The sequence below is a fragment of the Chitinibacter sp. SCUT-21 genome (assembly GCA_041874755.1).
In the GTDB taxonomy this organism is placed as follows: domain Bacteria; phylum Pseudomonadota; class Gammaproteobacteria; order Burkholderiales; family Chitinibacteraceae; genus Chitinibacter.
In genome coordinates this window covers 3219456-3245528 of record CP102611.1, presented here as the reverse complement: position 1 = coordinate 3245528, position 26073 = coordinate 3219456, and the positions used below count along the sequence as shown (strand labels likewise).

28 protein-coding genes and 1 tRNA gene are annotated in these 26073 nt (G+C 49.8%); 21 read left to right on the top strand and 8 right to left on the bottom strand.

Annotation, left to right across the window (positions count from 1 at the left end; all coding sequences use genetic code 11):
* The first annotated feature begins 26 nt into the window (after positions 1–26).
* The 8 genes from NT239_15165 to NT239_15130 all read left to right on the top strand — a co-directional run bounded on the left by NT239_15165 (position 27) and on the right by NT239_15130 (position 4788).
* On the top strand, positions 27–509 hold the full coding sequence (locus NT239_15165; protein XGA71081.1) for a hypothetical protein: 483 nt from the start codon (positions 27–29) through the stop codon (positions 507–509).
* The gene (locus NT239_15160; protein ID XGA71080.1) at positions 506–724 is read left to right on the top strand and encodes a hypothetical protein; all 219 of its coding nucleotides are present in this window, start codon (positions 506–508) and stop codon (positions 722–724) included. Before NT239_15165 ends, NT239_15160 begins: the two co-directional genes overlap by 4 nt.
* Positions 721–921, top strand: coding sequence for a hypothetical protein (locus NT239_15155; protein XGA71079.1), 201 nt, complete (start codon positions 721–723; stop codon positions 919–921). Before NT239_15160 ends, NT239_15155 begins: the two co-directional genes overlap by 4 nt.
* On the top strand, positions 918–2000 hold the full coding sequence (locus NT239_15150; GenBank protein XGA71078.1) for a toprim domain-containing protein: 1083 nt from the start codon (positions 918–920) through the stop codon (positions 1998–2000). Before NT239_15155 ends, NT239_15150 begins: the two co-directional genes overlap by 4 nt.
* Positions 2000–3943, top strand: a complete 1944-nt coding sequence (locus tag NT239_15145) for a DUF927 domain-containing protein (protein ID XGA71077.1) — start codon at positions 2000–2002, stop codon at positions 3941–3943. The genes NT239_15150 and NT239_15145 overlap by 1 nt, the downstream gene beginning before the upstream one ends.
* Positions 3943–4329, top strand: coding sequence for a hypothetical protein (locus NT239_15140; protein ID XGA71076.1), 387 nt, complete (start codon positions 3943–3945; stop codon positions 4327–4329). Before NT239_15145 ends, NT239_15140 begins: the two co-directional genes overlap by 1 nt.
* Before the next feature lie 4 nt (positions 4330–4333).
* Positions 4334–4519 (top strand): hypothetical protein, encoded by a 186-nt coding sequence (locus tag NT239_15135; GenBank protein XGA71075.1) that lies wholly within the window; start codon positions 4334–4336, stop codon positions 4517–4519.
* 65 nt (positions 4520–4584) lie between these two features.
* Positions 4585–4788, top strand: a complete 204-nt coding sequence (locus NT239_15130; protein ID XGA71074.1) for a hypothetical protein — start codon at positions 4585–4587, stop codon at positions 4786–4788.
* Positions 4789–4855: 67 nt separating this feature from the next.
* On the opposite strand, the gene NT239_15125 is transcribed toward NT239_15130, so the two are convergent.
* The 6 genes from NT239_15125 to rpsU form a co-directional block, all read right to left on the bottom strand.
* Positions 4856–5722, bottom strand: a complete 867-nt coding sequence (locus NT239_15125) for a hypothetical protein (GenBank protein ID XGA71073.1) — start codon at positions 5720–5722, stop codon at positions 4856–4858.
* Between the two features lie 468 nt (positions 5723–6190).
* Positions 6191–6267: transfer RNA gene (locus NT239_15120), tRNA-Ile, on the bottom strand.
* 50 nt (positions 6268–6317) lie between these two features.
* Entirely contained in the window at positions 6318–8252 is a 1935-nt protein-coding gene (rpoD, locus tag NT239_15115) for an RNA polymerase sigma factor RpoD (protein XGA71072.1), read from the bottom strand.
* 109 nt (positions 8253–8361) lie between these two features.
* Entirely contained in the window at positions 8362–10275 is a 1914-nt protein-coding gene (gene dnaG / locus NT239_15110) for a DNA primase (GenBank protein XGA71071.1), read from the bottom strand.
* 9 nt (positions 10276–10284) lie between these two features.
* Positions 10285–10725 (bottom strand): GatB/YqeY domain-containing protein, encoded by a 441-nt coding sequence (locus tag NT239_15105; GenBank protein XGA71070.1) that lies wholly within the window; start codon positions 10723–10725, stop codon positions 10285–10287.
* Positions 10726–10837: 112 nt separating this feature from the next.
* Positions 10838–11050 (bottom strand): 30S ribosomal protein S21, encoded by a 213-nt coding sequence (rpsU, locus tag NT239_15100; GenBank protein XGA71069.1) that lies wholly within the window; start codon positions 11048–11050, stop codon positions 10838–10840.
* Between the two features lie 171 nt (positions 11051–11221).
* Here rpsU and tsaD point away from each other — a divergent pair, with 171 nt between their 5' ends.
* Entirely contained in the window at positions 11222–12244 is a 1023-nt protein-coding gene (tsaD, locus tag NT239_15095; GenBank protein ID XGA71068.1) for a tRNA (adenosine(37)-N6)-threonylcarbamoyltransferase complex transferase subunit TsaD, read from the top strand.
* A gap of 108 nt (positions 12245–12352) precedes the next feature.
* Here tsaD and NT239_15090 read toward each other — a convergent pair whose 3' ends face one another.
* Together NT239_15090 and NT239_15085 are read right to left on the bottom strand one after the other, a co-directional pair.
* Positions 12353–13006 (bottom strand): fumarylacetoacetate hydrolase family protein, encoded by a 654-nt coding sequence (locus NT239_15090; protein XGA71067.1) that lies wholly within the window; start codon positions 13004–13006, stop codon positions 12353–12355.
* 20 nt (positions 13007–13026) lie between these two features.
* Positions 13027–13947: a CobD/CbiB family protein gene (locus NT239_15085; protein XGA71066.1), complete on the bottom strand. Its 921-nt coding sequence runs from the start codon at positions 13945–13947 to the stop codon at positions 13027–13029.
* A gap of 191 nt (positions 13948–14138) precedes the next feature.
* Between NT239_15085 and NT239_15080 the strand changes: the two genes are divergently transcribed.
* From NT239_15080 to NT239_15025, 12 genes are all read left to right on the top strand, one after another.
* Entirely contained in the window at positions 14139–14732 is a 594-nt protein-coding gene (locus tag NT239_15080) for a superoxide dismutase [Fe] (protein XGA71065.1), read from the top strand.
* 577 nt (positions 14733–15309) lie between these two features.
* Complete coding sequence (locus NT239_15075; protein XGA71064.1) at positions 15310–17277, top strand: glycosyl hydrolase family 18 protein; 1968 nt, start codon at positions 15310–15312, stop codon at positions 17275–17277.
* A 274-nt stretch (positions 17278–17551) separates the two neighbouring features.
* The gene (gene gspG, locus NT239_15070) at positions 17552–17986 is read left to right on the top strand and encodes a type II secretion system major pseudopilin GspG (protein XGA71063.1); all 435 of its coding nucleotides are present in this window, start codon (positions 17552–17554) and stop codon (positions 17984–17986) included.
* A 10-nt stretch (positions 17987–17996) separates the two neighbouring features.
* Positions 17997–19175, top strand: coding sequence for a type II secretion system F family protein (locus NT239_15065; GenBank protein XGA71062.1), 1179 nt, complete (start codon positions 17997–17999; stop codon positions 19173–19175).
* On the top strand, positions 19172–20830 hold the full coding sequence (locus tag NT239_15060) for a GspE/PulE family protein (protein XGA71061.1): 1659 nt from the start codon (positions 19172–19174) through the stop codon (positions 20828–20830). Before NT239_15065 ends, NT239_15060 begins: the two co-directional genes overlap by 4 nt.
* The gene (locus tag NT239_15055) at positions 20811–21602 is read left to right on the top strand and encodes a hypothetical protein (GenBank protein XGA71060.1); all 792 of its coding nucleotides are present in this window, start codon (positions 20811–20813) and stop codon (positions 21600–21602) included. The genes NT239_15060 and NT239_15055 overlap by 20 nt, the downstream gene beginning before the upstream one ends.
* Positions 21599–22177, top strand: coding sequence for a hypothetical protein (locus tag NT239_15050; protein ID XGA71059.1), 579 nt, complete (start codon positions 21599–21601; stop codon positions 22175–22177). The genes NT239_15055 and NT239_15050 overlap by 4 nt, the downstream gene beginning before the upstream one ends.
* Positions 22174–22698, top strand: a complete 525-nt coding sequence (locus NT239_15045) for a hypothetical protein (protein XGA71058.1) — start codon at positions 22174–22176, stop codon at positions 22696–22698. The genes NT239_15050 and NT239_15045 overlap by 4 nt, the downstream gene beginning before the upstream one ends.
* On the top strand, positions 22698–23234 hold the full coding sequence (locus tag NT239_15040) for a hypothetical protein (GenBank protein XGA71057.1): 537 nt from the start codon (positions 22698–22700) through the stop codon (positions 23232–23234). The genes NT239_15045 and NT239_15040 overlap by 1 nt, the downstream gene beginning before the upstream one ends.
* Positions 23231–25228 (top strand): secretin and TonB N-terminal domain-containing protein, encoded by a 1998-nt coding sequence (locus NT239_15035; GenBank protein XGA71056.1) that lies wholly within the window; start codon positions 23231–23233, stop codon positions 25226–25228. The genes NT239_15040 and NT239_15035 overlap by 4 nt, the downstream gene beginning before the upstream one ends.
* A 9-nt stretch (positions 25229–25237) precedes the next feature.
* On the top strand, positions 25238–25705 hold the full coding sequence (locus tag NT239_15030; GenBank protein XGA71055.1) for a type II secretion system GspH family protein: 468 nt from the start codon (positions 25238–25240) through the stop codon (positions 25703–25705).
* A complete protein-coding gene (locus tag NT239_15025) occupies positions 25680–26072 on the top strand; it encodes a type II secretion system GspH family protein (GenBank protein ID XGA71054.1) in 393 nt (130 codons plus the stop codon). Before NT239_15030 ends, NT239_15025 begins: the two co-directional genes overlap by 26 nt.
* Position 26073 lies beyond the last annotated feature (1 nt).

Below are 26073 nucleotides of genomic sequence, written 5' to 3'. Positions count from 1 at the left end.
CACCAACCCAACCAAAAGGAAAAGCAATGGAAATCCCTTCCAACGATTTACAGCTAGGTGGATTACGCGGTGCACTTGCATTTACCGGAAAACCCAAGCCAAAGATTAAAGCACCAGTTTTAAGCCCCTTGCTACTCAAACTTAAAGCATCTATCGCCACGGCTTTAGAGAAAAAAGATTTAAACAAAGCAATCACACACAAAGGCTTTGAAGAGTTAGCAAACCGAACGACCGATCAAGGTCGAATCAACCTGCGAAACCTACTAAAGCGAATTATTCCGCCTGTTGCTGAGTTGATTGCCACTTTAACAATCAGCAAAACAGGTAACACACGCACATCAGCACCAGCAAGCCGCACCACGGGCAACAATGCTGCAAAATCAAGCAGCAGTGGATCATCCGACCCCGACCCCGAACCCCGACGACAACACACTGAACCGCAGTACACACGACTAACTCTAGCTCGTGCTCTTAATGCCACCGCCCGATTTGTTGGGGGTGCGCGATGAACTACCAAAACCAAATATTACAAGCTATAGCCAATTCAGGCTCAAGCACAGCCACATCGGCACAAACCGCCAAAGTATTCCAAATCACAGAACAGTCAGTACGGCGCTGGGCGTGCAAAGACACGGCACCGCTAGGTATTCGGCCCGTCAAAATTGGCAACCGATTGCGCTGGAAGCTGGATGATATTGCCAAAGTATTGGAGGGCGGATTATGAACGCACCTTTAATCGACGCGCAAAAAAATACCCCACGGGCAGGCGGGGCACTAAGCAAACCAAATCAAACTACACATAATCATTATACCAAAGGATATAACGACCTGATGGATTATCGCCCATTCGATAGCGATAGCCTCCTAATTGCCAAACTCGAAGCCGAACGCATTAACGACGGTTTAGAGGTGCAATCATGATACGCGAATCACTTAGCGATAAAGTCAAACAAGCTGCGCAAGGCAACTGGCCTGCAATCCTGCAATCTTTCGATGTGCCTGCAAAGACGCTTGATGGGCGCAATCACCCTTGCCCCGCCTGCGGTGGTAAAGACCGCTTTCAATTCACTGTGCGCGGCGCTGGTGCCGACTATGGCCGCTTTGCTTGTCGTGGCATGGATAGCCAAGGCGGTGATGGTTTCGCCTTGGTGATGCACCTGTATAACTGCGGATTTAATGAGGCGGTAAAACGGGTGGCTGCGGCTTTGGGTATTCATCAAGATAGCCATTACAACGCAGGCCAATTTGTGCCACGGATCGCCACTGCACCTGAAATCGACCAAGCCAAAATAGACCGAGCAACCGCCAAGCTGCAAGCGGTATTTGATGCCGCCGAGCCTGTGAGCAAGGGCAATATTGCTGGGCAGTATTTAGCCCTACGTGGCTTAGATATTAGCCTGCATTTATATACGGATGTATTGCATAGCACTAATGCACTGGATTATTGGCACGTCACTGATAATCAGCCCGTCAAGCTGGGCGTATTCCCTGCGCTGGTGGCGCGGATTGATAAGCCCAACGGCGCATTGGCTGGCCTGCACCGTATCTACCTAAACGACAACGCGCACAAACTGGCGCTACTACATACCGACAACGGCGAACCGCTACCTAGCAAAAAACTACAGGCCGCGCATGATGGGGCTTTAAGCGGTGCGGCTTGCCGTTTGTTTTCCGTTGCTGCTGAAGGGCGCTTGGCGCTAACTGAGGGCATAGAAAACGCGCTGGCCGTGCATCGCATGACGGGCTTGGCCGTGTGGTCGTGCATTAGCGCGGGTGGCCTGCGAAGTGTTGTATTGCCCGATACCGTGCGCGAAGTGCTGATCTATGGCGACAACGATCTACCCGACAACCAAGGCCGCAACACTGGCAAATTGGCCGCATTGGCTGCTGGTGAGCGATTCATCAAGGAGGGGCGCAAGTGCCGTATATACCTACCGCCTGTAGCGGGTGCGGATTGGCTTGATGTACTGAACCAGCGCCAACAAAAGGAGGCCGCATAATGCTGGATAATTTGGATATGTTTGCCGAGCAACTACCCGCGCTTGATGTGATTGAAATTGACCCTACTCAAGTAGAAATGCTGGACACGCTCAAAAGAACAGGGAACAAAGGGAACACAGGGAACGGTCAAGAAAAACCTAATGAAAATGCGGCTTGTGGCGGCGCTGCTTTGTTCCCTGTAGCAAAAAAAGCCAAGGGAACAACAGGGAACAAGGCCGATAAAAGCCCGTTTATTGTCAATGATGGCGGTGTGTATTGGCTGGATATGGGGAACGAGGACGCGCCGCCGCTGTGGTTATGTACCCCATTAGCCATCATCGCCAAGACCCGTGACACTGCGCAAGGCAACTGGGGGCGCTATCTGCAATGGCGCGATGATGACGGGCATTTGCACGCTTGGGCTTGTCCTGCCGAACTGCTGGCCGCCAGCGATACCGCCGAGTTTCGCAGAGAACTAGCGCGGCAAGGATTGACCATTGCAACCAATGGGAAGGCACGGCAAAAGCTGGTGGATTACGTTTTTAGCTATCCGCCACAATCTGTAATCCCGTTGCGCTGTGTCACCCGCATGGGATGGTTTGCTGATCGCTATGTTTTGCCAGATGCAGCATACGGTGCTAAATCTGACGAAGGCGTGATTTACCAAGGCGCAACCGCTAGTGATTACGAACAGGCAGGCACATTGGCCGATTGGCAACGGCAAATTGCAGCACCAGCGGCGGGTAATTCGCGCATGGTGTTTGCGCTGTCGGTAGCCTTTGCGGGGGCGCTGGCAGAAATGGCAGGTGAAAGCGGCGGCGGGTTTCACTTTGTCGGCACAACGAGCAAGGGCAAAACCAGTACGCTACTAGACCCCGCCGCTAGTGTTTGGGGCAATCCAGACCGCTTTGCGAAGAAGTGGCGAACCACCACAAACGGACTGGAATCGCTGTGCACTTCCCGCAATGACGGGCTGTTGATTCTGGATGAGTTGGCGCAAGTTGCCCCCCAAGAGGCAGGCGGAGCGGCGTATCTGATTGCCAACGGCCAAGCCAAAGCACGCATGACCAAAGAAGGCGGCAACCGTCCCGCGCAAACTTGGCGGGTGATGTTGTTGTCAGCGGGTGAAATCGATTTAGCGCAACACATGGCCGAGGCTGGCAAAAGCGCCAAGGGTGGACAAATGGCGCGACTCCCCGCTATACCAGCCGACGCTGGTGCTGGATTGGGTACGCTGGAGCAATTGCACCAATTCACCAATGGGCAAGCGTTTGCGGATCATATGAAAAGCCAATCCCGCCAACAGTACGGCACGGCTGGCCGCGCGTTTATTGAGCAGCTTTGCATCCCTGAAAATCTGGCCGATGTACGCGAATCAATCCGCGCCGAAATGCAGGCGATTTGTGAGCAATTCGACGTATCTAAAACAGCACCCGCCGAAGTTGGCCGAGTAGCGGCGCGGTTTGGGCTGGTGGCCTTTGCGGGAGAATTGGCAACGCAATACGGCATAACAGGCTGGCAAGCTGGCGAAGCAATCAAGGCGGCAAAGCAATGCTTTCAGGCGTGGTACTCATCAGTGGGCGCTGAGTTTGGCGCAGATGATAGAGCACTATTCTCGCAAGTATCAGCATTTATGCAGGCGCACAGTAATACGCGCTTTCCCGCGCATGATGCCAGCGATGAAGTATTGGCACGGCACATTAACCGCGCAGGCTTTCGCTACGAGGATGCCGCTGGCGTGGTGCAATATTGGGTATTGACTGAGCCATTCAAAAAAGAACTTTGCAAGGGCTTTAAGTCGACCGATACCGCAAAGGTGTTACAGGCTGCGGGGTGGATGTTAGCGGGTGATAAAGAAGCCAATCAGTCACGCAATACACAGAAAAAGCGAATCAAGGCGCTAGGCTCTAAATCGCAATGGGTTTATGTGCTAACGGAATTGGCGCTAGGAGGGATTGAATAATGCGCGTCTCTGAATGGATGAAAACGGCGATTCAAAACAGTGGCAATCAATCTGTTCCCTTATGTTCCCTGTACGAAAATGAGCAAAGGGAACAAACCACCGCCCCGCAAACCCGCATAAAAACTGAACTTGTGGAGTCTGTTCCCTGTGTTCCCTGTGTTCCCTTGAAAAATAAGCATAACCAAGAAGAAGCACATGGAGCAGTAAAAAATGAGCAATTCCCAATGCACCTAATGCTGGTGCTGGATCGCCATTACAGGTTTTACGAAATTGTGGGCGACTATCAGGCGGTATGGAATGACATACATGCACGGCCTGATATGTGGGAATGGTCGAAAACTGAAGCCGAGCGATTGATTAAACAACTTCAAATCAAAGGAGCATGACAATATGGCAACAACTTTAAAACGTGGACACCAACTGATTAAATTGTTTGAACCGGCCTTTAAACGCGCAGGCATCTGGCAGCGATTCAAGGAGGGACAAGCAACAGGAAGTGAACAAATCGCACAGGAACTAATGCAGCATGACGTATACAGGCAATTTCGTAACGTCCTGCAATACATAAACCAATAACCCAACAGCCCGTCTATATGGCGGGCTTTACCCCTATTCCATTTCAGACTAGTACGGTGCTTCCCATGACAACCAACAGCGAACGTATCAAACGCTATCGCCAGCGAATGAAGCAAAAAGGTTTTGTGAATATCGGAGCGATGATATCGAGCGAGCTGCATGAACTCCTGATTAAAGAGCGCCAGCCGTTCGAATGCACAGGTCGGCTACTTGAACGATTGATACTTGGCACTAGTAGTAAAAGAACAAAGCAGAAACGGATTACTTGAAATACTCTACGCAATATCATGCGCGAGCCACCAAGAATTGGTCGCACATGATATTTCGACAATGTAATTATTTGAAAAAATGCAGTAGTGAAATTACAGCTAGTACCCACAAAGCCTTGGCAATACCGCTTAACGCCTTTGCATAAGTGTTATCTTCTATGTGCGTTATTTTTTTCTCCAATGGTTTAGGGATGTCTAGCGGTATAGCTTCCTCTTGTTCTTCTTTTTTTTGAACGGGGAGCGATGCCGCTACGTCACTAGCGAGTGAAATCGAAGCGATATAGCAATCCGTCCATGCAATTGAATCGTTAATTATTATGTCACGATATAATCCAGAGTCGTTGTAGTCCTCTAGCTCTGATGTATAAGATAGCAACAGTACATCTACATTTAGCTTCAAATTGTTTCTGTCTTCCAATAGATCGTTGCAAAGTGAAACTAGCTGATGCTCCGGCAATGTTAAATCCAGTACTAAATCGTCTGTATCGATTTCCTCGCGTTTAAGCCTATATGCAGTCCCCCAGTAAGTACCCTCGTTTGCACGGCTTTTTCCATCGCTTGCGGTACTAGCGCGAATTAAAACCTGAAGCTTGCCTTTATTTTGCTCTACAGCAAATAATTTTTTTTCGGCATCAAGTTCAGCCGTAAAGTACAAATTATCTGTAAATACAGCCTCGTCTATTAAACCTTTAATCATAAGATTATTGGCAATGTTTGGTGTGACACGCGCATTCGGGTTAGCCACTAACTCTTCTCTTCCAGAGAAGTCTATTGCATGTACCGTGAAACCATTAACAACTTGAATGTCTTTGATGGGGATATGAATTCGGTTGAAATTACGAGACCATTTAAGTTCTGTACCACCCTCTTCAGTTCGTGTGGACTCCTGAAAAGTTGTGTCGGATAGTTGTACAACGTATTTGGCTGGTCTCATAGTCTTCTCATTTTTGCTGAAGTTATTCACATAGTTATTGTAAGTCTATCGTGATATTTGGTTGCTGCATAACGTTACATATATTTAACAACTCAGTCTTTATTGTGAGTGTTTTCCATAAGCATAAGGCTTAGCTTAATAAGAGGAGTTAGCTGCCTATTTTCAAGCATAAACAAGCATTTAGATGCCCAGAAGTTAACTAAGTGATTTGCTATAGAAACAAGCACTTATAGTAAAAACAAGCCAATGTACGGGCACAATGTACGGATTCTTAGCAAATCAGGTAGAGAATCAAACAATACCAAAGCAAAGAAATCATCATTAACAGCACCAACTACAACCGCAATGTACGGGCAAATCACGCTGCAACCCGCATAGATGCTAACAAAATCCGTACATTTGCCAGTACATCACTTTTAAGAGGGCAAAAAAAAGCACCTAGCGTTTCCGCTAAGTGCTTGATTTTATTGGTGGGCCCACACGGACTTGAACCGTGGACCAAAGGATTATGAGTCCTCTGCTCTAACCAACTGAGCTATAGGCCCGTCATTCTGTACCGCACTCGACTTACGCCGAATGCGAGAGAGGCGCTATTCTACTGCTCACTGGCCGCATTTTCAATGAAAGATTTCAATCTTTCTGAACGCGTTGGGTGGCGCAACTTACGCAAGGCCTTGGCTTCGATCTGACGGATACGTTCACGCGTTACGTCAAACTGTTTGCCCACTTCTTCCAAAGTATGGTCTGTGCTCATATCGATACCAAAACGCATGCGAAGTACTTTTGCTTCGCGTGGCGTTAAGGTGTCGAGCACTTCTTTGGTCGCTTCACGCAGGCCAGCGTATACGGCCGCATCTGCAGGCGCCATATTGTTCTGGTCTTCGATAAAGTCGCCTAAGTGCGAGTCGTCGTCGTCACCGATCGGCGTTTCCATCGAAATCGGTTCTTTTGCGATTTTCAAGATCTTGCGGATTTTGTCTTCCGGCATTTCCATGCGTTCAGCCAATTCTTCCGGCGTCGCTTCCAAACCAGTTTCTTGCAAGATTTGGCGCTGGATACGGTTCATTTTATTGATCGTTTCGATCATATGTACCGGAATACGAATCGTACGCGCCTGATCGGCAATCGAACGAGTAATCGCTTGGCGAATCCACCATGTGGCGTAAGTTGAGAACTTGTAACCACGACGGTATTCGAATTTATCCACCGCTTTCATCAAGCCGATATTGCCTTCCTGAATCAAATCGAGGAATTGCAAACCACGGTTAGTGTATTTTTTCGCTATCGAAATCACCAAACGCAAGTTAGCTTCAATCATTTCACGTTTCGCACGGCGCGCTTTGGCTTCGCCGGTGCTCATCTGGCGTGAAATTTCTTTCAGCTCTTTAATACTGATGCGCGACTCGTCTTGCAATTCGTTCAGCTTTTGCTGCTTTTCCATGATTGCGTGTTTGTAGCGATACATCACGCCGGAATAGCTATGCTCAGCGGCAATTTCTTCTGGCACCCACGTCAAGTCGGTTTCGCGGCCTGGGAACACTTTGATAAAGTGATCACGCGGCATACCAACGCGGCGGGTACACAAATCCATAATCTGGCGTTCGTGCGTGCGGATATCGTCAACCATGCCACGCATTACATCGCACAGAGACTCAACTTGGCGAGCTGAGAAGCGAATCAATTGGAATTCAGCCGCAATCGCTTGCTGGTACTCTTGATATTTCGGGCTATTCGTGCCGTCTTTATCCAAGGCGGCCAGCATTTTGGCGTATAAATCACGAACGCGTTCGAAACATTCGCGCGCTTGTGTTTTTAGTAGCTCAAGATTAGCACTTGCTGCGGCTGCACCAGCGTCTTCGCCATCTTCGTCTTCGTCGTCTTCAGACACTTCATCAATTGCGTCTGGATCAGGCAAATCGGGCTCTTGCTCTTCTTCTTCAACCGCGTTCGGGTCGATAAAGCCATCGATGACGTCGTCGATGCGAATTTCATCGTTCAGGCCTTGATCAACCAGATCGATAATTTGTCCGATTGTCGTTGGGCACGCAGAAATTGCGGTAATCATGTGACGCAAGCCGTCTTCGATACGCTTGGCGATTTCAATTTCGCCTTCACGCGTCAATAGCTCAACCGTACCCATTTCGCGCATATACATACGCACTGGGTCTGTCGTACGGCCAAACTCAGCGTCAACCGATGACAAGGCCGCTTCAGCTTCTTCTGCTGCGTCTTCGTCGGCCACCGCTGCTGGGGCATCAGACATCAACAGATCTTCGGCATCCGGCGCTTCGTCGTAGACCTGAATACCCATATTCGAGATCATGCTGATAATGCCTTCGATTTGCTCGGCATCCAACATGTCTTCAGGGAGGTGGTCGTTGATCTCAGCGTACGTGAGGTAGCCGCGCTCTTTACCGAGCACGATCAGCGTTTTGAACTTGGCCTTACGCGCCTCAGGGTCCAGTTTTTCTGTCTCTGATTTGCCGCTCAATTCAGGGTTTTCTTTGTCGTAGTTTTTATCTGCTGCCATGACTCTACTTGATGTGTCTAGCAAAACCGAAAATTATACCAGAACAAGGTGTATTTTGTCCCCAAGCTCTGATCCGTTTGGCAAAATTTTGCCTTTATCCTGCAATTTCCTACTTCTTCAATAGCAAAGCCAAGTATTCTTCCCGCTCGTCGTCGGTCAAACCACCATTGGCATCGCGATATTCCAACTGCGCCTTGCGATCTAGTGTAGAACTTCGATCTTGACTCTGCGCGGCCGTTTGCAAGGTATCTTGTAACTCTTCGTTCAATTCTGTCTCTTCAAAGCGATCAAACATCCCTTGCGATTCAGACTGAATTTGCAGCAACCGCGCATACAGCGGCTCGCCACGCCAATGCTCTAACAACGCTTGCGGTAATATATCGGGCTGGCTACGCACATACTGCAATACCGCGCGCACAGCCCCCGCAAAACCTTGCGCCGGCCAATCCCGCTCCAACTCGTCGCACCCTTGCAATAATGCAGGGCGATACAAAATTAATTGCAGCACGCGCAGTAGCGGGTCTTGGCGCGGCCTTGGCGGCAAGGGGACGCGCTCTGGCTCATCACTGCGCCAGCGCTTGCCTTTGCTAAATGGCCGTTTGGGCTGCCATTGTTTTTTGGGCATAAATGTTGCAGCACCAACTGCATCAGCACTCGCCGCATAGCTCGCAGATACATCACCACTGTATTGCTCTACAGGATAATGCTCTTGCTTTCTTGAGGCAGATACCCCACTCAGCAGCAAGCTCATCTCGTCCATCGTCAGCTGGCACAATTCAGCCAAACGCTTGCTCAGCATTAATTTCAAAATGGGGGCAAGTGTTAGTTGTTCAAGATAAGGTTGGGTCAAACGCAATAATTTAGCGCGCCCCTCTTCCATCGTTAAATCCACCTGCGCCGAGAGCTCTTTCAACAAATACTGCGATAAAGGCAAAGCATCTTGCACAATTAAGCGTTCAAATTGCGCCTTGCCAAACTCCTGCACATACGAATCGGGGTCGTGCTCGGCTGGCAAAAACAAAAAGCGCAGCTCTTTGCCATCGCGCACTTCGGGAATGCTATTTTCCAACGCTCGCCACGCCGCACGTCGCCCCGCCTTATCGCCGTCAAAACCGAATACCACTTCGTCGGCCAATTTCAGCAATTTACGAATATGCTCAGGCGTACACGCCGTTCCCAAGGAAGCCACCGCATACTCAACGCCGTGCTGGTGCAACATGACGACGTCCATATAGCCTTCACACACCAAAACGCGCCCATGATCGCGAATCGCAGCGCGCGCCTGCGGCAAACCATACAGCTCTCGCCCTTTTTCAAAAACCGGCGTTTCGGGGGAATTGAGGTATTTAGGCTCGCCCTGCCCCATGACACGACCGCCAAAGCCAATGATTTGGCTGCGCTGATTCATAATCGGGAACATCACGCGATCCCGAAAACGATCATAGCGGCGCTTAGTGTCTTCTTTATCAATAACCAGGCCGGCTTCAGCTAAAATCGCATTCCAATCGTAATCGGGAAACGCTTTTTTTAAGGGCTGCCAATCTTCATCACCCGGCGCAAAGCCCAAACCAAAGCGCGCGGCAATTTTGCCGGTGACGCCGCGTTTTTTGAAATATTCAATCGCCTGCGGCGCGGTTTTGAGTTGCGCACGATAAAAGTCGAACGCGGTTTTCAGCACGTCGTAAATGCCAGGCGCTTTTTTCTGCTCTTCAGTTTGCGGCTTATCTTCAACCGGCACCTGCATACCAACCGATTCGGCGAGCTGGCGCACCGCATCGGGAAAACTCAGCGCCTGATGCTCCATCACAAAACTCAAGGCCGAGCCATGCGCACCACAACCAAAGCAGTGATAAAACTGCTTGGTTTGGCTTACCGTAAACGACGGGGATTTTTCTTTATGAAACGGACAGCAGGCCATGTAATTTTGGCCCGCTTTTTTGAGCGGCAGATAGCGCTCAACCACGTCGACAATATCAACGCGATTGAGCAAATCCTGAATAAAGTCTTCAGGGATACGCGCCATTAAAAACCCTTACGCCAGACGGGCTTTGATTAATTTGCTCACTTCGGCCATATCGGCGCGACCGGCCATTTTTGGCTTCAGATCGCCCATGATTTTACCCATGCTTGCTGGCGTACTGCCATGCGTGGCAATCGCTTCATCCAAAAAGGCAGCGATTTCTTCAGCGCTCAATTGTTGCGGCATATAGCCCATCAACACTTCGAGTTCGCTTTTTTCTTTATCGGCCAAGTCTTGGCGCTGCGCAGCTTCAAACTGAGAAATGCTGTCTTTACGCTGCTTGATCATTTTTTCAACAATCGCGGCAATATCGGCATCACTCAATTCAATGCGCTCGTCAACTTCACGCTGCTTCATCGCGGCCATCAATAAGCGAATCGTGCCTAAACGTTCGGCTTGCTTTTCTTTCATCGCGGTTTTCATGTCTGCCGTGATTTGCGCTTTCAAACTCATTGTTGACTCCAATTGGGCTAATTGATGGTGCGATAGTATACGAAGGCTATAAACAACAAAAGGCCGCCCGTGGCGACCTTTTGCTTGCTGCTAACGCAACTAAGATAAAATCTTAGTACAGTTTAGCTGGCAATTGCTGGCTACGCAGACGTTTGTGTTGGCGCTTAACAGCAGCAGCCAATTTACGTTTACGTTCAGCAGTTGGCTTCTCGTAGAACTCGCGAGCACGAAGTTCGGTGAGCAGGCCAGTTTTTTCAACAGAACGCTTGAAGCGGCGCATTGCAACTTCGAACGGTTCGTTTTCTTTAACGCGAACTGAAGGCATTAATCGAGTCCTGTAATAAAAGCTTTAGCCAAAATGGCTAGAGAAACTAGCAAAGGCTGGCATTATCCCCAATTTCTCCACACTTGTCAAAGCATCAAAACCAAGTTGTGCTTTATTGTTACTCCTATGAACGCTACCATATTGTTTTTGTAGCTTCTTTAGGTTGGCAATATGTTGGTTTTGGGGATTGAATCATCGTGCGATGAAACAGGCGTGGCGCTTTATGATACCGAACACGGCCTGCTTGCGCACCAACTCCACACGCAAATTGCCATGCACAGTGAATATGGCGGCGTCGTTCCGGAACTCGCCTCGCGCGATCATATCCGCCGCGTACTACCACTCACCACCGCGTGCTTGGCACAAGCGCAGCGCGAACTTGCCGATATTGACGCGATCGCGTACACCGCCGGCCCCGGCCTGTCGGGCGCCCTTTTGGTTGGCGCATCAGTTGCCAATGCCATGGCCGTAGCGCTTAATAAGCCGACGATTGCCGTGCATCACCTTGAAGGTCACTTGCTCTCACCCTGCCTTGCCGACCCCGCGCCGCAATTTCCGTTCGTTGCGCTTCTGGTTTCCGGCGGCCACACACAACTAATGGCCGTACATGGCGTTGGGCATTATGAATTACTCGGCGAAACCGTTGACGACGCGGCGGGTGAGGCATTTGATAAATCGGCCAAATTACTAGGCTTGGGCTACCCAGGCGGGCCAGCGTTATCTAAATTAGCCGATACGGGCGACGCAAAGCGTTTTACGCTACCACGCCCAATGCTGCATTCTGGCACACTGGACATGAGTTTTTCCGGCCTGAAAACTGCAGTCCTTAATTTAGTGACGCAACAAAGCCAAGCTGGCGAAATCGACGACACAACCCGCGCCGATATTTGCGCAGCTTTTCAAGAAGCCATCGTTGAAGTTTTACTGAAAAAATCGCTGGCCGCCCTCAAACAAACCGGCATGAAGCGCTTGGTAATTGCTGGTGGCGTTGGCGCCAATCGTCAGCTGCGCGCGGCGCTCGATGACGCGGCACAAAAACGTAAATTGGAAGTGTTTTATCCACCGATGGCGCTGTGCACCGACAATGGCGCAATGATTGCCTACGCGGGCGCGCAACGTTTAAAACACCAACAAAACGCCGGCTCGTTTGCCGTGCAACCCCGTTGGGACTTGGCGAGCCTCGACAAAGTTTAAGGGTATACCGCAGAAAACCGCGCTAGGCATGCCCTACAAAGAAATACCCACACTTAAAAAGTGTGGGTATTTTTATTTCCGACCACCGCAAGCGCAAAGTCGCGGCAGTTACTCGGCACGAACGATAAACTGCTCGACCACGCGATTCGGCCACTCAAGCAACAACTCGTCACCCGCAACAATTTGCCCAACGCCTTCTGGCGTTCCGGTATAAATAAGATCGCCGGCCTGCAGTGTGAACCTGCTCGATAGATAGGCAATTAACTTCGCAACCGGAAACGCCATGTCGCGCGTATCTGCCGCTTGGCGCAATTGGCCATTAATTTTTAGCGTGAAGTTTTGCGTCGTCGGGTCAATGCCATCCGCAGCGATAAAGCGCCCCAATACCGCAGCGCCGTCAAAACCTTTAGCCAACGTCCACGGATTACCGGCTTTTTTCGCCTCGGCCTGCACATCGCGCGCGGTCAGATCCAAACCCAAGGTGTAGCCCACAACGTGACCCAAGGCATCAGCCTCGGCGATATTTTTTCCACCCTTGCCAATCAAGGCCACCAGCTCGAGTTCGTGGTGCACATTATTCGACCATGACGGCAACACGATCGCCTCGCCGCTTTGCAACACCGCTGAATTGGGTTTAATAAAGAACATCGGGTCCTCCGTAATAACAGAGCCCATTTCCTTCGCATGCGCAACGTAATTGCGCGCCACGCAAAAAATATTATTTACCGTATATTGCTGAAGACCAACTTGCACCTGAGCCATCAATACATACCCTCAATAATTCAAGACAACCACTGCGCAATCGAGAACAGCAAAATCACCGCCAGCCACAGAATCGCCGCGCGCCACACTAGGGCGACGGCACTCACCAAATCGTCGGTACTGGCTTGCTCACCCACCCCCAACTCAGGGCGGAACTTAACGGTGTGATCTTGATGCAGCGCTTCACCTAAGCGCACCCCTAAGGCGCCAGCCGCTGATGCCAGCAAAATACCGTACTCCTGATCCATCCATTGCGCAGCTTGCTCGCGCCAGCAATACACCGCATCTTCAAAATTACCGACAATGGCAAAACTCACCGCTGCCAAACGCAGCGGAATGTAATCGAGCACATCCATCGCCAAATCAGCAAAACGGCCAAATACATCACCATGACCGCCCCATTTCTCTTGCAGCAGACTCGCCGCGCGATAGAGCACTGCGCCAGCTGGCCCAGCAAAAGCGCACAAAGCCACAAACCAGAAAATCGTGCCAAATACATAGCGATGCGAATCGATTACGCCTTGCTCAATCGTTAAGCGCGCCACTTCGGCCTCGCTTAACTCCGACGTTGACTGCCCCGTCCAACCGCCGAGCAATTGCCTGGCCTCAGGCAAATCATCGCGTTGTAGCGCTTTTGAAATACCGGTAAAGGCGTAGCTAAACTGACGAAACCCCATTAGCAAATACAAAATCGCGACATTCCACACCATGGCGGCCAGCCAATTCAGCTGAGCCAAAAACCAATACCCCCCCACCGCGACCACCAGTAAAGGCACCACAGCGATCAGCCAGGCATATACCCCATTGCGAAACTCGCCCGCATTCAGGCTTGCACCCATTTGATTCGCCAAACGAACGAATAACAAATAAATCGGATTGCGATTACTAATCGGGCGCAACTGCTCAAGTGCCAAAGCCAAAATCAACGATAAAATACTCATAAATCACCACTCAGGTAGTGCGTCGAGCCATAAAACAGCTCAGACGCCAAATTTGTGCTGCGCTAGCTGTCACACGCAGGCTTTCACGATACCATAGCGTTGAAAGGCAACCAAACATAACAATGCCTCTTGAAAAATGTCGCCACAGCGCCATATCTCAAACGATGACCACCCAACCGGAGAAAAACCTCATGGAACACAAATTACCAGAACTGCCATACGCACAAGACGCACTCGCGCCGTTTATGTCAGCAGAAACTTTGTCATTTCACTATGGCAAACACCACCAAACTTACATCACCAACTTGAACAACCTGATCAAAGGCACAGATAACGAAAGTAAATCGCTGGAAGAAATCGTTAAAACTGCACCAGCTGGCGGCCTGTACAACAATGCAGCACAAACTTGGAACCACACTTTCTTCTGGCTTGGTTTTGCACCAAACCCAGCTGGCGAAGATCGCGCTCCTGCGGGCGCATTGGCTGACGCCATCAACGCGAAATGGGGTTCATTCGACGAATTCAAAAAAGCTTTCAACGCATCTGCAGCTGGCAACTTTGGCTCAGGCTGGACTTGGTTGGTAAAAAAAGCCGACGGCAGCGTTGACATCGTGAACACTGGCGCAGCTGGCACGCCATTGACCACTGCCGATACCGCATTGTTGACCTGTGACGTTTGGGAACACGCCTACTACATCGATTACCGCAACAGCCGCCCTAACTACCTGGAAGGCTTCTGGAAATTGGTTGATTGGTCTGTTGTCGCTGCACGTTTTGCTGCTTAAGCACCACGTTTAGCAAAAATTACCACACTGCATCTCTGAATAAGCATCACACACTAGGCAGCCTCCACGGCTGCCTTTGTTTTTTCTATTTCACACAAAATACCAACGGCATAATTTATTTTATCCAGGCCACTGGTATTGAAATCAAACAAACACTGGTATTAGGCCTATCACCCTTTACTCACGCCACAATCATCACTACCTGATCATTTTGGAGTGGTATCTCCCCAGCTTTTTTCAAACATACAAAAACTTACAACCAAGCCAGAGCCATAAGAAATCAACACTTCGCTGTGATCTAGCGCTATTGACGCTGGATAGCAAATATGAAAAATTACCAAGCATGGCATTTTAGATCAGCCCTTCCACCGAAGGTTAATTGCTCACAATGCTCTGGTGACTGGTATCAAAAATAAACCAGAACCAAATTACAACCGGACAAGCCATCGTTTATTCACACCCCGAATGATCCGTCGCGTCCTTGATGCGGTTGTAAGTCGCACTCAGCCCCACTGGCTATCCATTTGCACTTTTGCAAATCAGACGACACTCATAACTTAGGATGAGAGGACCAAGAATGAACTTCCGCTTAACAGCAATTTCCGCTGTCGTTGCAATGGCTTCTGCTTCTGCATTTGCCGCAACCGCCTGGAACAGCACCACTACCTATACTGGTGGCGAAATCGTTACCTACCAAGGCAAAGACTACAAAGCTAAGTGGTGGACACAGGGCAATGTACCTGGTGCCGAACAATGGGGCCCATGGGAATTGCAAAGTGGCGGAGTTTCACCTACCGCCACACCTGCGACAACTACCCCTGCCGCAGCTACCGCCACCCCAGCCGTAGCAACCCCGACCCCTGCGGTTACTGCACCTGCAACAGGTAGCTGCACCAACGCGGCCTGGAGCGAATCAGCGGTTTATGTTGGCGGCAACCTCGTTAGCTACGCCGGCCGCAATTACAAAGCAAAATGGTGGACTCAGGGCAATGCACCTAGCACCAACGATGTTTGGCAGGACATGGGCGCATGCGATGGCCAAGCCACAGCAACACCTACTGCAACTGCGACACCAACGGCAACGCCAGTAGTAACTGCAACACCAAAACCAACTGCAACGCCGGTAGTGACCGTAAGCCCAACACCAACGGCGACACCTGTAGTTACTGCCAGCCCAACACCAACGGCAACACCAGTGGTTACCGTATCACCAACACCAACAGTAAGCCCAAGCACGCCACCAAGTACCGGCGCAAAACAAGTGGGCACCTACTTTGCTGAATGGTCGATCTACGGTCGTGCTTTCTACCTGAAAAACATGCAGGACAGCGGCCAAGCCAGCAAGTTAACCTTCTTGAACTACTCGTTTGCAAACGTGTACAAACAAGGCGATGGCACTTATAAGTGTCAAGCCAATATCAACAAAGCAGAAACAGGCAGCCAAGATGGCGGCGATGCTTGGGCGGTTTACCAAAAAGGCTTCGCAGCGAACGAGTCTGTCGACGGCGTAGCTGATGCTTGGGGCACAGACGGCCAGCAAGTTAACTTAAAGGGCAATATGAATCAGCTCAAAAAGCTGAAAGCTAAAAACCCGAACTTAAAAGCCCTGATTTCATTGGGTGGCTGGACTTGGTCTAAATACTTCTCTGCAGCCTCTGCAACACCAGCATTGCGCCAAGCACTGGTTTCATCATGTATCGACGTGTGGATCAAAGGTAACTTGCCATTTGACGCCGCATCAAATGCAGGCGGCCCAGGTACAGGCGCTGGCGTATTTGACGGTATTGATATCGACTGGGAATACCCAGGCGTACAAGGCATCGGCACCAACACCGTTGACCCAGTTAACGATCGCGCCAACTACACACTGTTGATGCAAGAATTCCGCAAACAGCTTGACGCTTTGGGCGCAACCAATGGCAAAAAATACTTACTAACTGTTGCAATCGGCGCGGGCGACGAGAAAATTGCTGCAACTGATCCTGCTGAGTACAGCAAGTACCTCGACTGGATCAACATTATGTCTTATGACTACAACGGCGGCTGGGATGCGCAAGGCCCAACCGACTTCCAGTCCAACCTATACCAAGATCCAGCAAGCCCACGCACTGTTGATCCAAAAACTGGCAAAGTCAGCAAATACTACACTGACGCAGCAGTTAAAGATTTGATCGCGCGCGGCGTGCCTGCCGTTAAATTGCACATGGGCGTGCCATTCTATGGCCGCGGCTGGACTGGCGTTACCAACGCCAACAACGGCCTGTACCAAAAAGCAACTGGTGCGGCGAAAGGCACTTACGAAGCAGGTATTGAAGACTACAAAGTACTGAAAAATGCACCAGGTACTGAGTACATTCACCCTGTAACAAAACAAACCTATCGCTTTGATGGCACTACGTTCTGGTCTTATGACACACCACGCGACATCAAATTGAAAGCGGATTACGCTAAATCAATGGGCATGGGCGGTATCTTTAGCTGGGAAGCTGATGGCGACACTGCAACTGGCGAGTTAGTAGAAGCAATGACTTATATTAATAAGTAATATCAGTCGCTAAAATCCAAAAAAGCCCCTAGATTCCAACTAGGGGCTTTTTTTATTAGCAATTACACCCAACGTTTCTTTCTTATAAATTACATTACGACAAATAAATAATCTCATCGCTAGCATAAGCTAAAAACCGCGAAAATAAAGGCTTTCACAGCTGCACATCTGAATAAAAACCCTTGATTTAGCCTACATTTGGCAGTTACGATGTCAGCCTGAGGATGGCAACAAACTACGTCTCGACAATAAAGATATTTACACGAGATTCATTATGAAAAAGCTTCATTTTTCACGCCCAGCCCAATCGGGTTTTACCCTACTTGAGTTGCTGGTTGTACTTTTGATTATTGCACTACTTGCTGGCTACGTCGGGCCGAAACTCTTCGGTGAAGTGGGCAAAGCAAAAACCAAAACAGCTGCGAGCCAGATGAAATCGATTGCTGATGCATTGGATCACTATCGCCTCGATACTGGCCGTTACCCGAGCACCGATCAGGGTCTTAGCGCCTTGGTTAAAAAGCCTTCTGATGAAAGCAAATGGAACGGCCCTTATTTGATGAAGGACGTACCAAACGATCCTTGGGATAAACCGTATATCTATCGGATTCCAGGCGAGAATGGCCGTGACTACGACCTGCTCACCTATGGCCTTGATGGCAAAGCGGGTGGAACAGGCGAAGATGCAGACGTTAGCTACTGGCAATAACGGCTAAATCATGCGCTACAAAGTCAAAGCACTTGCTGCAGGCGTAATGCAGCAGCTTGAACTCGACGCCGCTAATCCTGATGAGCTACGCAGCCAATTATCCAGCAAAGGTTTGCAACTCATTAGTTTTGAAGCAGAAAAGAAATTTGGATTTTCGTTTGGTAAAAACGAATTTCAAGTTTCCTTGTTCACGCAAGAACTGATCGCCTTGCTAGAAGCGGGCCTCACTTTAGTTGAGGCCATGGAAACGCTGAAAGATAAAAGCGACCAAGACCAAAACCGCACCGTTCTGACGCGCATGATTGAAGGCCTGTACCAAGGCCTTCCCCTATCAAAAGTACTGGCGCAGATGCCAGAACTATTTCCGCCACTATATATTGCTACCGTGGGTTCAGCAGAAAAAACGGGGCATTTGTCTGATGCATTAAAACGCTACCACCACTACGAAACACGCTTGGCTGCGGTAAAAAAGAAAATCGTCGCTTCGCTCGTCTACCCGCTGGTTGTGATTGGCATTGGCGGCAGCATTATGCTGTTTCTGCTGTTTTACGTTATTCCCAAATTCAGCCAAATTTACGCCTCGATGCGAAATTTGCCGTTTGCTGCCCAAGTCATGCTGTGGTGGGGTGATTTAGTTCATCAGCATGGACAGTTGATCTTTGGTAGCATCGTGGCGACTTTGGTCGGCGGCTACTTACTCGTAAAAACCGATGCGGCCCAATCGATGCTCAGGGAAATTTTTTGGAAACTACCTAAACTCGATAGCTATCGCCGATTATTTTCGCTCACGCGGTTTTATCGCACATTAGGCCTATTATTAGCCGGTGGCTTATCCATTGTGGCGGCGCTTGAATTGGCCGCACAATTGCTCCCTGCTCAAATGCGCTTAGCTCTATCTCAAGCACTTGTTGATATTAAATCGGGACAACAGGTGTCAGCTACGCTGCCGAAATATGGTTTAACCACCCCCGTTGCTGAACGCTTATTGCGAGTTGGTGAGCAAAGTGGTGAGCTAGCAACCATGGCAGAACGAGCAGCTCAGTTTTGCGACGAAGAACTCGATCGCGCAATTGAAATGTTTACTCGACTGTTTGAGCCCATTTTGATGTTATTGATCGGTATTTTGATCGGTGGCATTGTATTTTTGCTGTATATGCCGATTTTTGAGTTGGCCGGGAATATGCAATGAGCGAACTCACGCTGGATCTTATTCAACATCTGCGCATCACAGGCGGCAATCAGCCGCTCCCCATCTTGGTGCAGCAATCGCTGGGACTCACAGACGAGGGGTATTGCTCTGAAGTTAGCAAATACCTTGGCATACCGGCAATTACCCGTGATGAATTATATGCACTGAAGCCTCGTTATGACCTATTGTCATTTGGAGATGCGGCCGCGCATCAATGCTTTTTAGCCGATAGCAATAGCCACGGCGTGGTCTTAGTCATGGCGGATCCGTTTAGCCCAGTAGTTCGCAACTGGGCTCAACAGCGGATTACCGTCGCCTTCCGTTCGGCATTCGCACATTACGAAGTTTTACAGCAGTACTTTACTGAATATGAAGCATCGCACCGTGCGATGGAGCAACTTGCTGAGGGCGAAAATCCTGAAGCAGCGAAAGGCGGCGTCACAGAAATTTCGCTCTCGACGCTATCGCAAGACGCCAATCCAGTGGTTAAGCTGGTTAACTCAACGCTCTATGATGCACTCAAAGCCAAAGCGTCCGATATCCACATGGAAACGACGCCAAGCGGCATGACGATCAAATATCGTATTGACGGTGTTTTGCTGCACGCGGGCGGCACCAATGGCTCTGATAAAGCGGAACAGATTATTTCCCGCCTAAAGGTACTCGCCGAGCTCGATATTTCTGAACACCGCATTCCACAAGACGGTCGTTTTAAAGCCTTAGTTAACAACCGCGACATCGACTTTCGTGTCTCTATCATGCCGTCGATTCACGGCGAAGACGCCGTATTGCGGATTTTGGATAAACAAGGCGGCGGAGATACTTTCAAGCAATTACGTCTTGAAACTCTAGGGCACGAAGAACAAACGATGGCCGCCATTCGCGGTCTGTCACACGAGCCGTATGGCTTGCTACTCGTTACTGGCCCAACGGGTTCGGGCAAATCGACCACGCTGTATGCAACGCTGTCGGAAATTAATAATGGTGAAGAGAAAATCATCACCATTGAAGACCCAGTCGAGTATCAGCTTCCTGGCGTATTGCAAATCCCGGTTAACGACAAAAAAGGTCTGACTTTTGCCCGTGGCTTGCGCTCTATTTTGCGCCATGACCCAGACAAAATTCTGGTCGGTGAGATTCGTGACGGTGAAACCGCCAATATTGCGGTGCAAGCGGCATTAACAGGCCACTTGGTATTAACTTCTGTCCACGCCAATAACGCATTTTCGGTGATTGATCGTTTCATTCACATGGGCGTGGAACCCAATAGCTTTGTCGATGCCCTGATCGGTGTCGTGGCGCAGCGTTTGATCCGTAAAGTCTGCCCGCATTGCGTGGCAGATGACCAACCCGAAGAAAGCCTCTTGATCAACTCAGGGTTGAGCGTTGAGCAAGTCAAGGGCTGGAAGTTTCGCAAAGGCCAAGGCTGCCCTGCTTGCCGCAACACCGGCTACTTAGGCCGTAAAGCGATTGCTGAGGTCTTGCGCCTTGATGACGATATGAAACAAGCCATCGCTAATCACGCACCAGCGGTAGAACTGAAAAAAATTGCCTTAGCTAAAGGCTTTGTCTCGATGCGACAAATCGCGGTGAACGCGGTTTCTCGTGGTGAAACCACCTTGCAGGAAATCAACCGTGTCACATTTGTTGATTAAACATCACGCCTGCTTTGGTAAGCAGCGCGTCCGGCTCAGTAGCCTATCACTGTCGGGTGAGGTCTTGAGCCGTCGTCGCGGCACAATTGATCCTTCACCAGATGTGTTGGTCTCCCGCTTGCAGGATTTACTGAGTAATACCCCGCGCGGCAATCTCGGCTTAGATCAAATCAAATTGATTTTTGGTTCGCCATGGGTACGCTACGCTTGTTTGCCTTGGCAAGATTCACTGAATAAAGATGTGGACTGGGAAAATTACGCGCGTATCGTCCTAGCACAGCAATACGGGGTTAGTGCTGACAATTGGCGTGTTCGCGTCTCTGCTGGCGATTATGGCAAACCACGGATCGCAGCAGCGATTGAAGAAGGCCTATATCAAACCATCGCTGAGCTATGTCGCAGCAGCAAACTCAAGCTGGCTGAGGTGGAACCGTTGTTCACAACCGCGGTAAATCAACATCGTCGGGCGATGAAATATCCAGAACACGCCCTGTTGGTGGTGGAGACCTCGCATGCAATTGTCGGTTTTTATCGTGAGAAAGCATGGCAGAGCGTCATTGCCTTACCGATTCAATTAGAAATTGGTGAAACTACCCGTTCACTCTCAGCTATTGTTCGAGAGGCCGCGGTATTATCCGGGCAATTCTTACCAGAACACATTTATCTCACCTCTTCGGATATCACACTTTCAAGTATCAAAGCTGCCGATTTTGATTTCGAATGGTTAGGTGCAGCCCATCCTCAATTTATTGCTGGGGAGGTGCACGCATGAAAGCCCTGCAACTCGACTTTAATCGTCGCCCCAGCGTGGTACCTTGGATCGGTCTACTGCTAACCGTACTCGGTATTGTGGCCGTACTTTGGGTGATGACACAGCTAGATGTAGCAAAGGAAAACAAGGCGCAAATTGAAATCCGCGAAGATGAAATTGCATTGCGCCTCAAGCAACAAGAAGCAAAAAGATTGGCGGCACAAAAAGCCTCGCCAGTCTCCGACAAAGTTGCGAAAGTAGCCAAAGCCCAAACCTTCAGCGCCGAAACTGGTATTGCGCTGCTGGAGGAGGTTTGGCGTCCAGAAATTGCGCTTACCCGCATGGATGTGGTTAATCTAGATCGCGATATTAAATTGGAAATTGAGGCTAAAACGCTCAATGACGTGCTTTTACTGGTTGATCGTTTAACGCAACATCCACAAGTAAAGCAAGTTTCACTGGCGCGCAATTCCACAAAAGTAGGCGACCCATATAAACCAGCTGTAGCCGCCATTGAGATTTTTTGGAAAGATGATCGCCCTGAGGAAATAAAAGCCTCTAACGTGGTCGCCATAGAAACAGGAGCAAATCGATGACTAAATCGCAGTTGCTCTGGTATTTACGTTTAATTCCGAAATACTCTGGCATTCTAGGCTTAGCAGGCTTGGCGCTCTTGGGCTTTGCCGCATTACTCTATTTTCAAGACCTGAAGCCTTATGAGGCCGACCTCGCCAATCGAGAAAGTGAGTTGGAGCGTAAATTTGCCAACTTGCGCGTAGCAAATGTGGCCAGTGAAGCACAAGCACAGCTGCCAAAACTGAATCACGACGACACGTTTACTTTCTTTTTACGCCGCTTAAATCAAGTTGCGGAAAAGAATAATATTGCAATCCCACAAATTGACTACAAGGCGCAAGTGGAAGCCGATGGCAAGCTAAAACGCTATAGCATGCAATTCCCCGCCACTGCACGCTATATTCAATATCGCCGTTTTAGCGCTGCATTACAGCAAATTCCAGGGGTTCGCATTGAGGCGGTGAATTTTCAGCGCCAAACGATTGGTGAGGAACAGCTGTCTATTCAGATGCAGCTCTCCTATCTGACGGAGGTGCACTAATGCTCTCCCGTCCTATGCAATGGCTGTTGGGCGTCACCTTAGCCGCAACCGCCTATACCTTTTGGCATGACTCACAGCAAGAGCCGGAACTTGACTCAACTGCTCGACCTGCGCCTCGTAAAATTGCTAGCGAAATCAGATCGGCGGCCAATGCTTCCACCGCCAGCTCAGCAGCAGCTAGCTCGGCCTCGGAGGGCATGAGCCTGTCTGATTTGTTCCCAAAACAAAATTGGGCTCCGCCGCCGCCCAAGCCAACGCCAACACCGAAACCGACACCCACACCGGTTCCCGTTGCGCCGACGTTTCCATTGCAAGTCACGGCGACTTGGCATGATAAAAATAGTGACTACTTTGTGCTGGAAGGCCAAGGTCAATCTCTCGTTTTCTGTACACGTTGTGACACGTTGGGTCGAATCGTGCCGGGAGACTCCTTTATGGGCGTTTACCGACTCGACAAACTGAGCCGTGATGTGATTACCGTGACCTTTTTACCACTCAATCAACAGCAATCGCTGTCGACAGGAGGAACGCCGTGAAACGTGCGTTAATGACCTCAATTATTTCTTTGGCCTTTTTAGGTGGCTGTGCAGCCGATATTGCACGCTATCAGGCTGAAACTCAGCTTGATGCCGGCAATCCGGAAGCGGCATTGACTACGCTGAAGGCGCAAATCGCGAGCTCGCCCAATGATCTGAAATTGCGCGCGGCTTATCAAAGCAATGTTCTAACGTATGTGAACCGCTTGATCGCGCAGGGCGAACAAGCTCGTCAACAAGGCAATAGCGCATTGGCAATCAGCCAATACCAGCAAGCCTTGCAATGGGATCCGACCAATATCCGAGCACAGGAAGGCATTCGTTACGTTGAAATGGGCGTGCGCCACGATTCAATGCTGCGCTATGCCCGTGAAAACAAAGACACTCGGCCTGATGAAGTACTCGGGATTGTGAATCAAATTTTGATGGACAATCCACGTAGCGTCGCTGCCCAAACGATTAAAAACGACATCGAAAATCGCAAAGCGCGCGAAGTAAGTCTGCGCCCTACTTTGGCACAGGCACTGAAAAGCCCGATTTCGCTACAATTTCGCGATCAAAGCATGATGAGCGTGTTTGACATCATCTCGCGCATCGGTAAAGTTAACTTTATTTTCGATAAAGACGTTCCACCGAATTTAAAAACCACGATCTACGCCCGTGATACCACGGTTGAAGACGTGATTAATTTGATCTTGGCGACCAACCAACTTGATAAAAAGATTCTGAACGACAACACCATTCTGATCTATCCAAAACGTCCGGATAAAGATCGTGATTACAAAGACATGGTGTTACGTACCTTCTATCTATCGAACGCCGACCCGAAACAAGTGCTGGCCATGCTCAAGCAGATGGTTAAAACGCGCGACATTTATATTGATGAGCGCTTATCGATGCTCGTGATGCGTGACACGCCAGATGCCATTGCAGTCGCAGAGCGCCTGATTGCGGCACAAGACATCCCACAATCCGAAGTATTGATGGATGTAGAAGTACTCGAAGTCAGCAATAGCGATGTACTCGACCTGGGTATCCTCTATCCAGGCGCCGTCAGCGCTACCGTCTACGGCAATACTATCGGTGCAGTGCCAGTTACGACCAAAAATGCGGACGGCACCACGACCACAACCACACCAACGAAAGTGGCTGGGCAAGTCACGCTGGATCAAATTGGCAACATCAATAAGAGTGACGTACTGGTTAACTTGGGCACTCCAACAGTGACTGCGAACTTCTTGCAAACAAGAGGCAACACCAATGTGCTGGCGAATCCTAAAATTCGCGTTAAAAACCGGGATAAAGCCAAAATCCTGATTGGTGACCGTGTGCCCGTCGTTACCACGACCACGTCCAACGGTGTCAGCAGCGAAAGTGTGAATTACCAAGACGTTGGCTTAACTCTTAACGTTGAACCCGTCATGACGGTAGACAACGAGATCAGCGTAAAAGTTAATCTTGAGGTATCCAACATCGCCAACACGGTGACCAGTAAAACTGGCTTAATCGCCTACCAAATTGGTACCCGCCGAGCCGAAACCATTATGACGGCACGTGACGGTGAAACACAGGTACTCGCGGGCTTATTATCGCGTGCCGAGCGCAATGCGGGACAAGGCTTGCCTTTCCTGAGTACGATACCGGTATTGGATCGCATTTTTGGCACCAAAAAAACCGAATCAGCCAAAACCGAAATTATCCTGCTGATTACGCCTCGCGTAGTGCGTTCATTGCCACTGCCGTCATCGCATATCACAAGTTTTGATAGCGGTACGGAGGGCAATATCAGCACCGATCCACTGCGCCTGCGCCCATCGTCCACCTTTAGCATTAACAACCAAGGCGGACAGCAGCCAATGCCGTATGTACCACCTGCGCCAGCACCGGCACCAGAGGTACAACCTGCACCGCAGCCAGCGCCGCAACCACAATCGGGAGCACCAGAAGTCACGCCATCCCCAGTAAGTCGTGGCTCGGGCATGCGGGGACGCTAAGTGTTCAAAATGCAGCGCGGATTTACACTGATTGAGTTGATGGTCACTTTAACCATCTTGGCCGTGCTTGCAACGGTGGCTTTGCCACTGTCGCAAGTGGCTTCAACGCGTAACCGCGAAGAAGAACTACGCCGCTCCTTATGGCAAATCCGCACTGCAATTGACCAATACAAGCTGGCAGCCGATGCAGGGAAAATCAACAAATCCCTAGAAGACTCTGGCTATCCTGAAAGCTTAAACGTCTTGGTGGACGGGGTGAAAGATTTAAAAGACCCTGGTGGGCGGAAAATCTATTTCCTGCGTCGCATGCCGCGCGATCCATTTTGCGATTGCCCAAGCAAGACTAATGCGCAGACATGGGGTTTGCGCAGCTATGCCAGCCCACCTGATGCCCCCGCCGAGGGTCGTGACGTGTATGATGTGTACTCTTTATCGAGCAATATTGGATTAAATGGTGTCAGCTACCGTGATTGGTAAAACCCGCCGCCTTGGCTTTACCCTGATTGAACTGCTTGTCGTTCTCGCCATCATGGCCAGCTTATTAACGCTGGTTGTCCCCCGCTATTTCCAGCAGACCGACCGCGCTCAAGAAACCGTACTGAAACACAATCTGGTTGCGGTACGGGAAGGGATTGATAAATTTTTCTCCGATACTGGCCGTTACCCTGCCACATTAGAAGAAATGGTCGAACGCAAATATTTGCGTGAAGTGCCACTCGACCCCATTACCAACCGCCGTGACAGCTGGGTGATTATCAATGCCGAAGGCGCACCTGGTGTTTACGACATCCGCAGTGGATCAGACGCCGTCGCCAAAGATGGCACCAACTACAATACCTGGTGAA

Bases quoted from the DNA above. Each gene is read 5' to 3' on its own strand.
- NT239_15065 (XGA71062.1), top strand. From the start codon at position 17,997: ATGCGCTACAAAGTCAAAGCACTTGCTGCAGGCGTAATGCAGCAGCTT.
- NT239_15155 (XGA71079.1), top strand. From the start codon at position 721: ATGAACGCACCTTTAATCGACGCGCAAAAAAATACCCCACGGGCAGGC.
- NT239_15060 (XGA71061.1), top strand. From the start codon at position 19,172: ATGAGCGAACTCACGCTGGATCTTATTCAACATCTGCGCATCACAGGC.
- dnaG (XGA71071.1), bottom strand. From the start codon at position 10,275: ATGGCGCGTATCCCTGAAGACTTTATTCAGGATTTGCTCAATCGCGTT.
- NT239_15075 (XGA71064.1), top strand. From the start codon at position 15,310: ATGAACTTCCGCTTAACAGCAATTTCCGCTGTCGTTGCAATGGCTTCT.
- tsaD (XGA71068.1), top strand. From the start codon at position 11,222: ATGTTGGTTTTGGGGATTGAATCATCGTGCGATGAAACAGGCGTGGCG.
- gspG (XGA71063.1), top strand. From the start codon at position 17,552: ATGAAAAAGCTTCATTTTTCACGCCCAGCCCAATCGGGTTTTACCCTA.
- NT239_15080 (XGA71065.1), top strand. From the start codon at position 14,139: ATGGAACACAAATTACCAGAACTGCCATACGCACAAGACGCACTCGCG.
- NT239_15160 (XGA71080.1), top strand. From the start codon at position 506: ATGAACTACCAAAACCAAATATTACAAGCTATAGCCAATTCAGGCTCA.
- NT239_15140 (XGA71076.1), top strand. From the start codon at position 3,943: ATGCGCGTCTCTGAATGGATGAAAACGGCGATTCAAAACAGTGGCAAT.
- NT239_15050 (XGA71059.1), top strand. From the start codon at position 21,599: ATGAAAGCCCTGCAACTCGACTTTAATCGTCGCCCCAGCGTGGTACCT.
- NT239_15145 (XGA71077.1), top strand. From the start codon at position 2,000: ATGCTGGATAATTTGGATATGTTTGCCGAGCAACTACCCGCGCTTGAT.
- NT239_15135 (XGA71075.1), top strand. From the start codon at position 4,334: ATGGCAACAACTTTAAAACGTGGACACCAACTGATTAAATTGTTTGAA.
- NT239_15040 (XGA71057.1), top strand. From the start codon at position 22,698: ATGCTCTCCCGTCCTATGCAATGGCTGTTGGGCGTCACCTTAGCCGCA.
- NT239_15130 (XGA71074.1), top strand. From the start codon at position 4,585: ATGACAACCAACAGCGAACGTATCAAACGCTATCGCCAGCGAATGAAG.
- NT239_15030 (XGA71055.1), top strand. From the start codon at position 25,238: ATGCAGCGCGGATTTACACTGATTGAGTTGATGGTCACTTTAACCATC.
- rpoD (XGA71072.1), bottom strand. From the start codon at position 8,252: ATGGCAGCAGATAAAAACTACGACAAAGAAAACCCTGAATTGAGCGGC.
- NT239_15105 (XGA71070.1), bottom strand. From the start codon at position 10,725: ATGAGTTTGAAAGCGCAAATCACGGCAGACATGAAAACCGCGATGAAA.
- rpsU (XGA71069.1), bottom strand. From the start codon at position 11,050: ATGCCTTCAGTTCGCGTTAAAGAAAACGAACCGTTCGAAGTTGCAATG.
- NT239_15045 (XGA71058.1), top strand. From the start codon at position 22,174: ATGACTAAATCGCAGTTGCTCTGGTATTTACGTTTAATTCCGAAATAC.
- NT239_15090 (XGA71067.1), bottom strand. From the start codon at position 13,006: ATGGCTCAGGTGCAAGTTGGTCTTCAGCAATATACGGTAAATAATATT.
- NT239_15165 (XGA71081.1), top strand. From the start codon at position 27: ATGGAAATCCCTTCCAACGATTTACAGCTAGGTGGATTACGCGGTGCA.
- NT239_15025 (XGA71054.1), top strand. From the start codon at position 25,680: ATGGTGTCAGCTACCGTGATTGGTAAAACCCGCCGCCTTGGCTTTACC.
- NT239_15085 (XGA71066.1), bottom strand. From the start codon at position 13,947: ATGAGTATTTTATCGTTGATTTTGGCTTTGGCACTTGAGCAGTTGCGC.
- NT239_15125 (XGA71073.1), bottom strand. From the start codon at position 5,722: ATGAGACCAGCCAAATACGTTGTACAACTATCCGACACAACTTTTCAG.
- NT239_15150 (XGA71078.1), top strand. From the start codon at position 918: ATGATACGCGAATCACTTAGCGATAAAGTCAAACAAGCTGCGCAAGGC.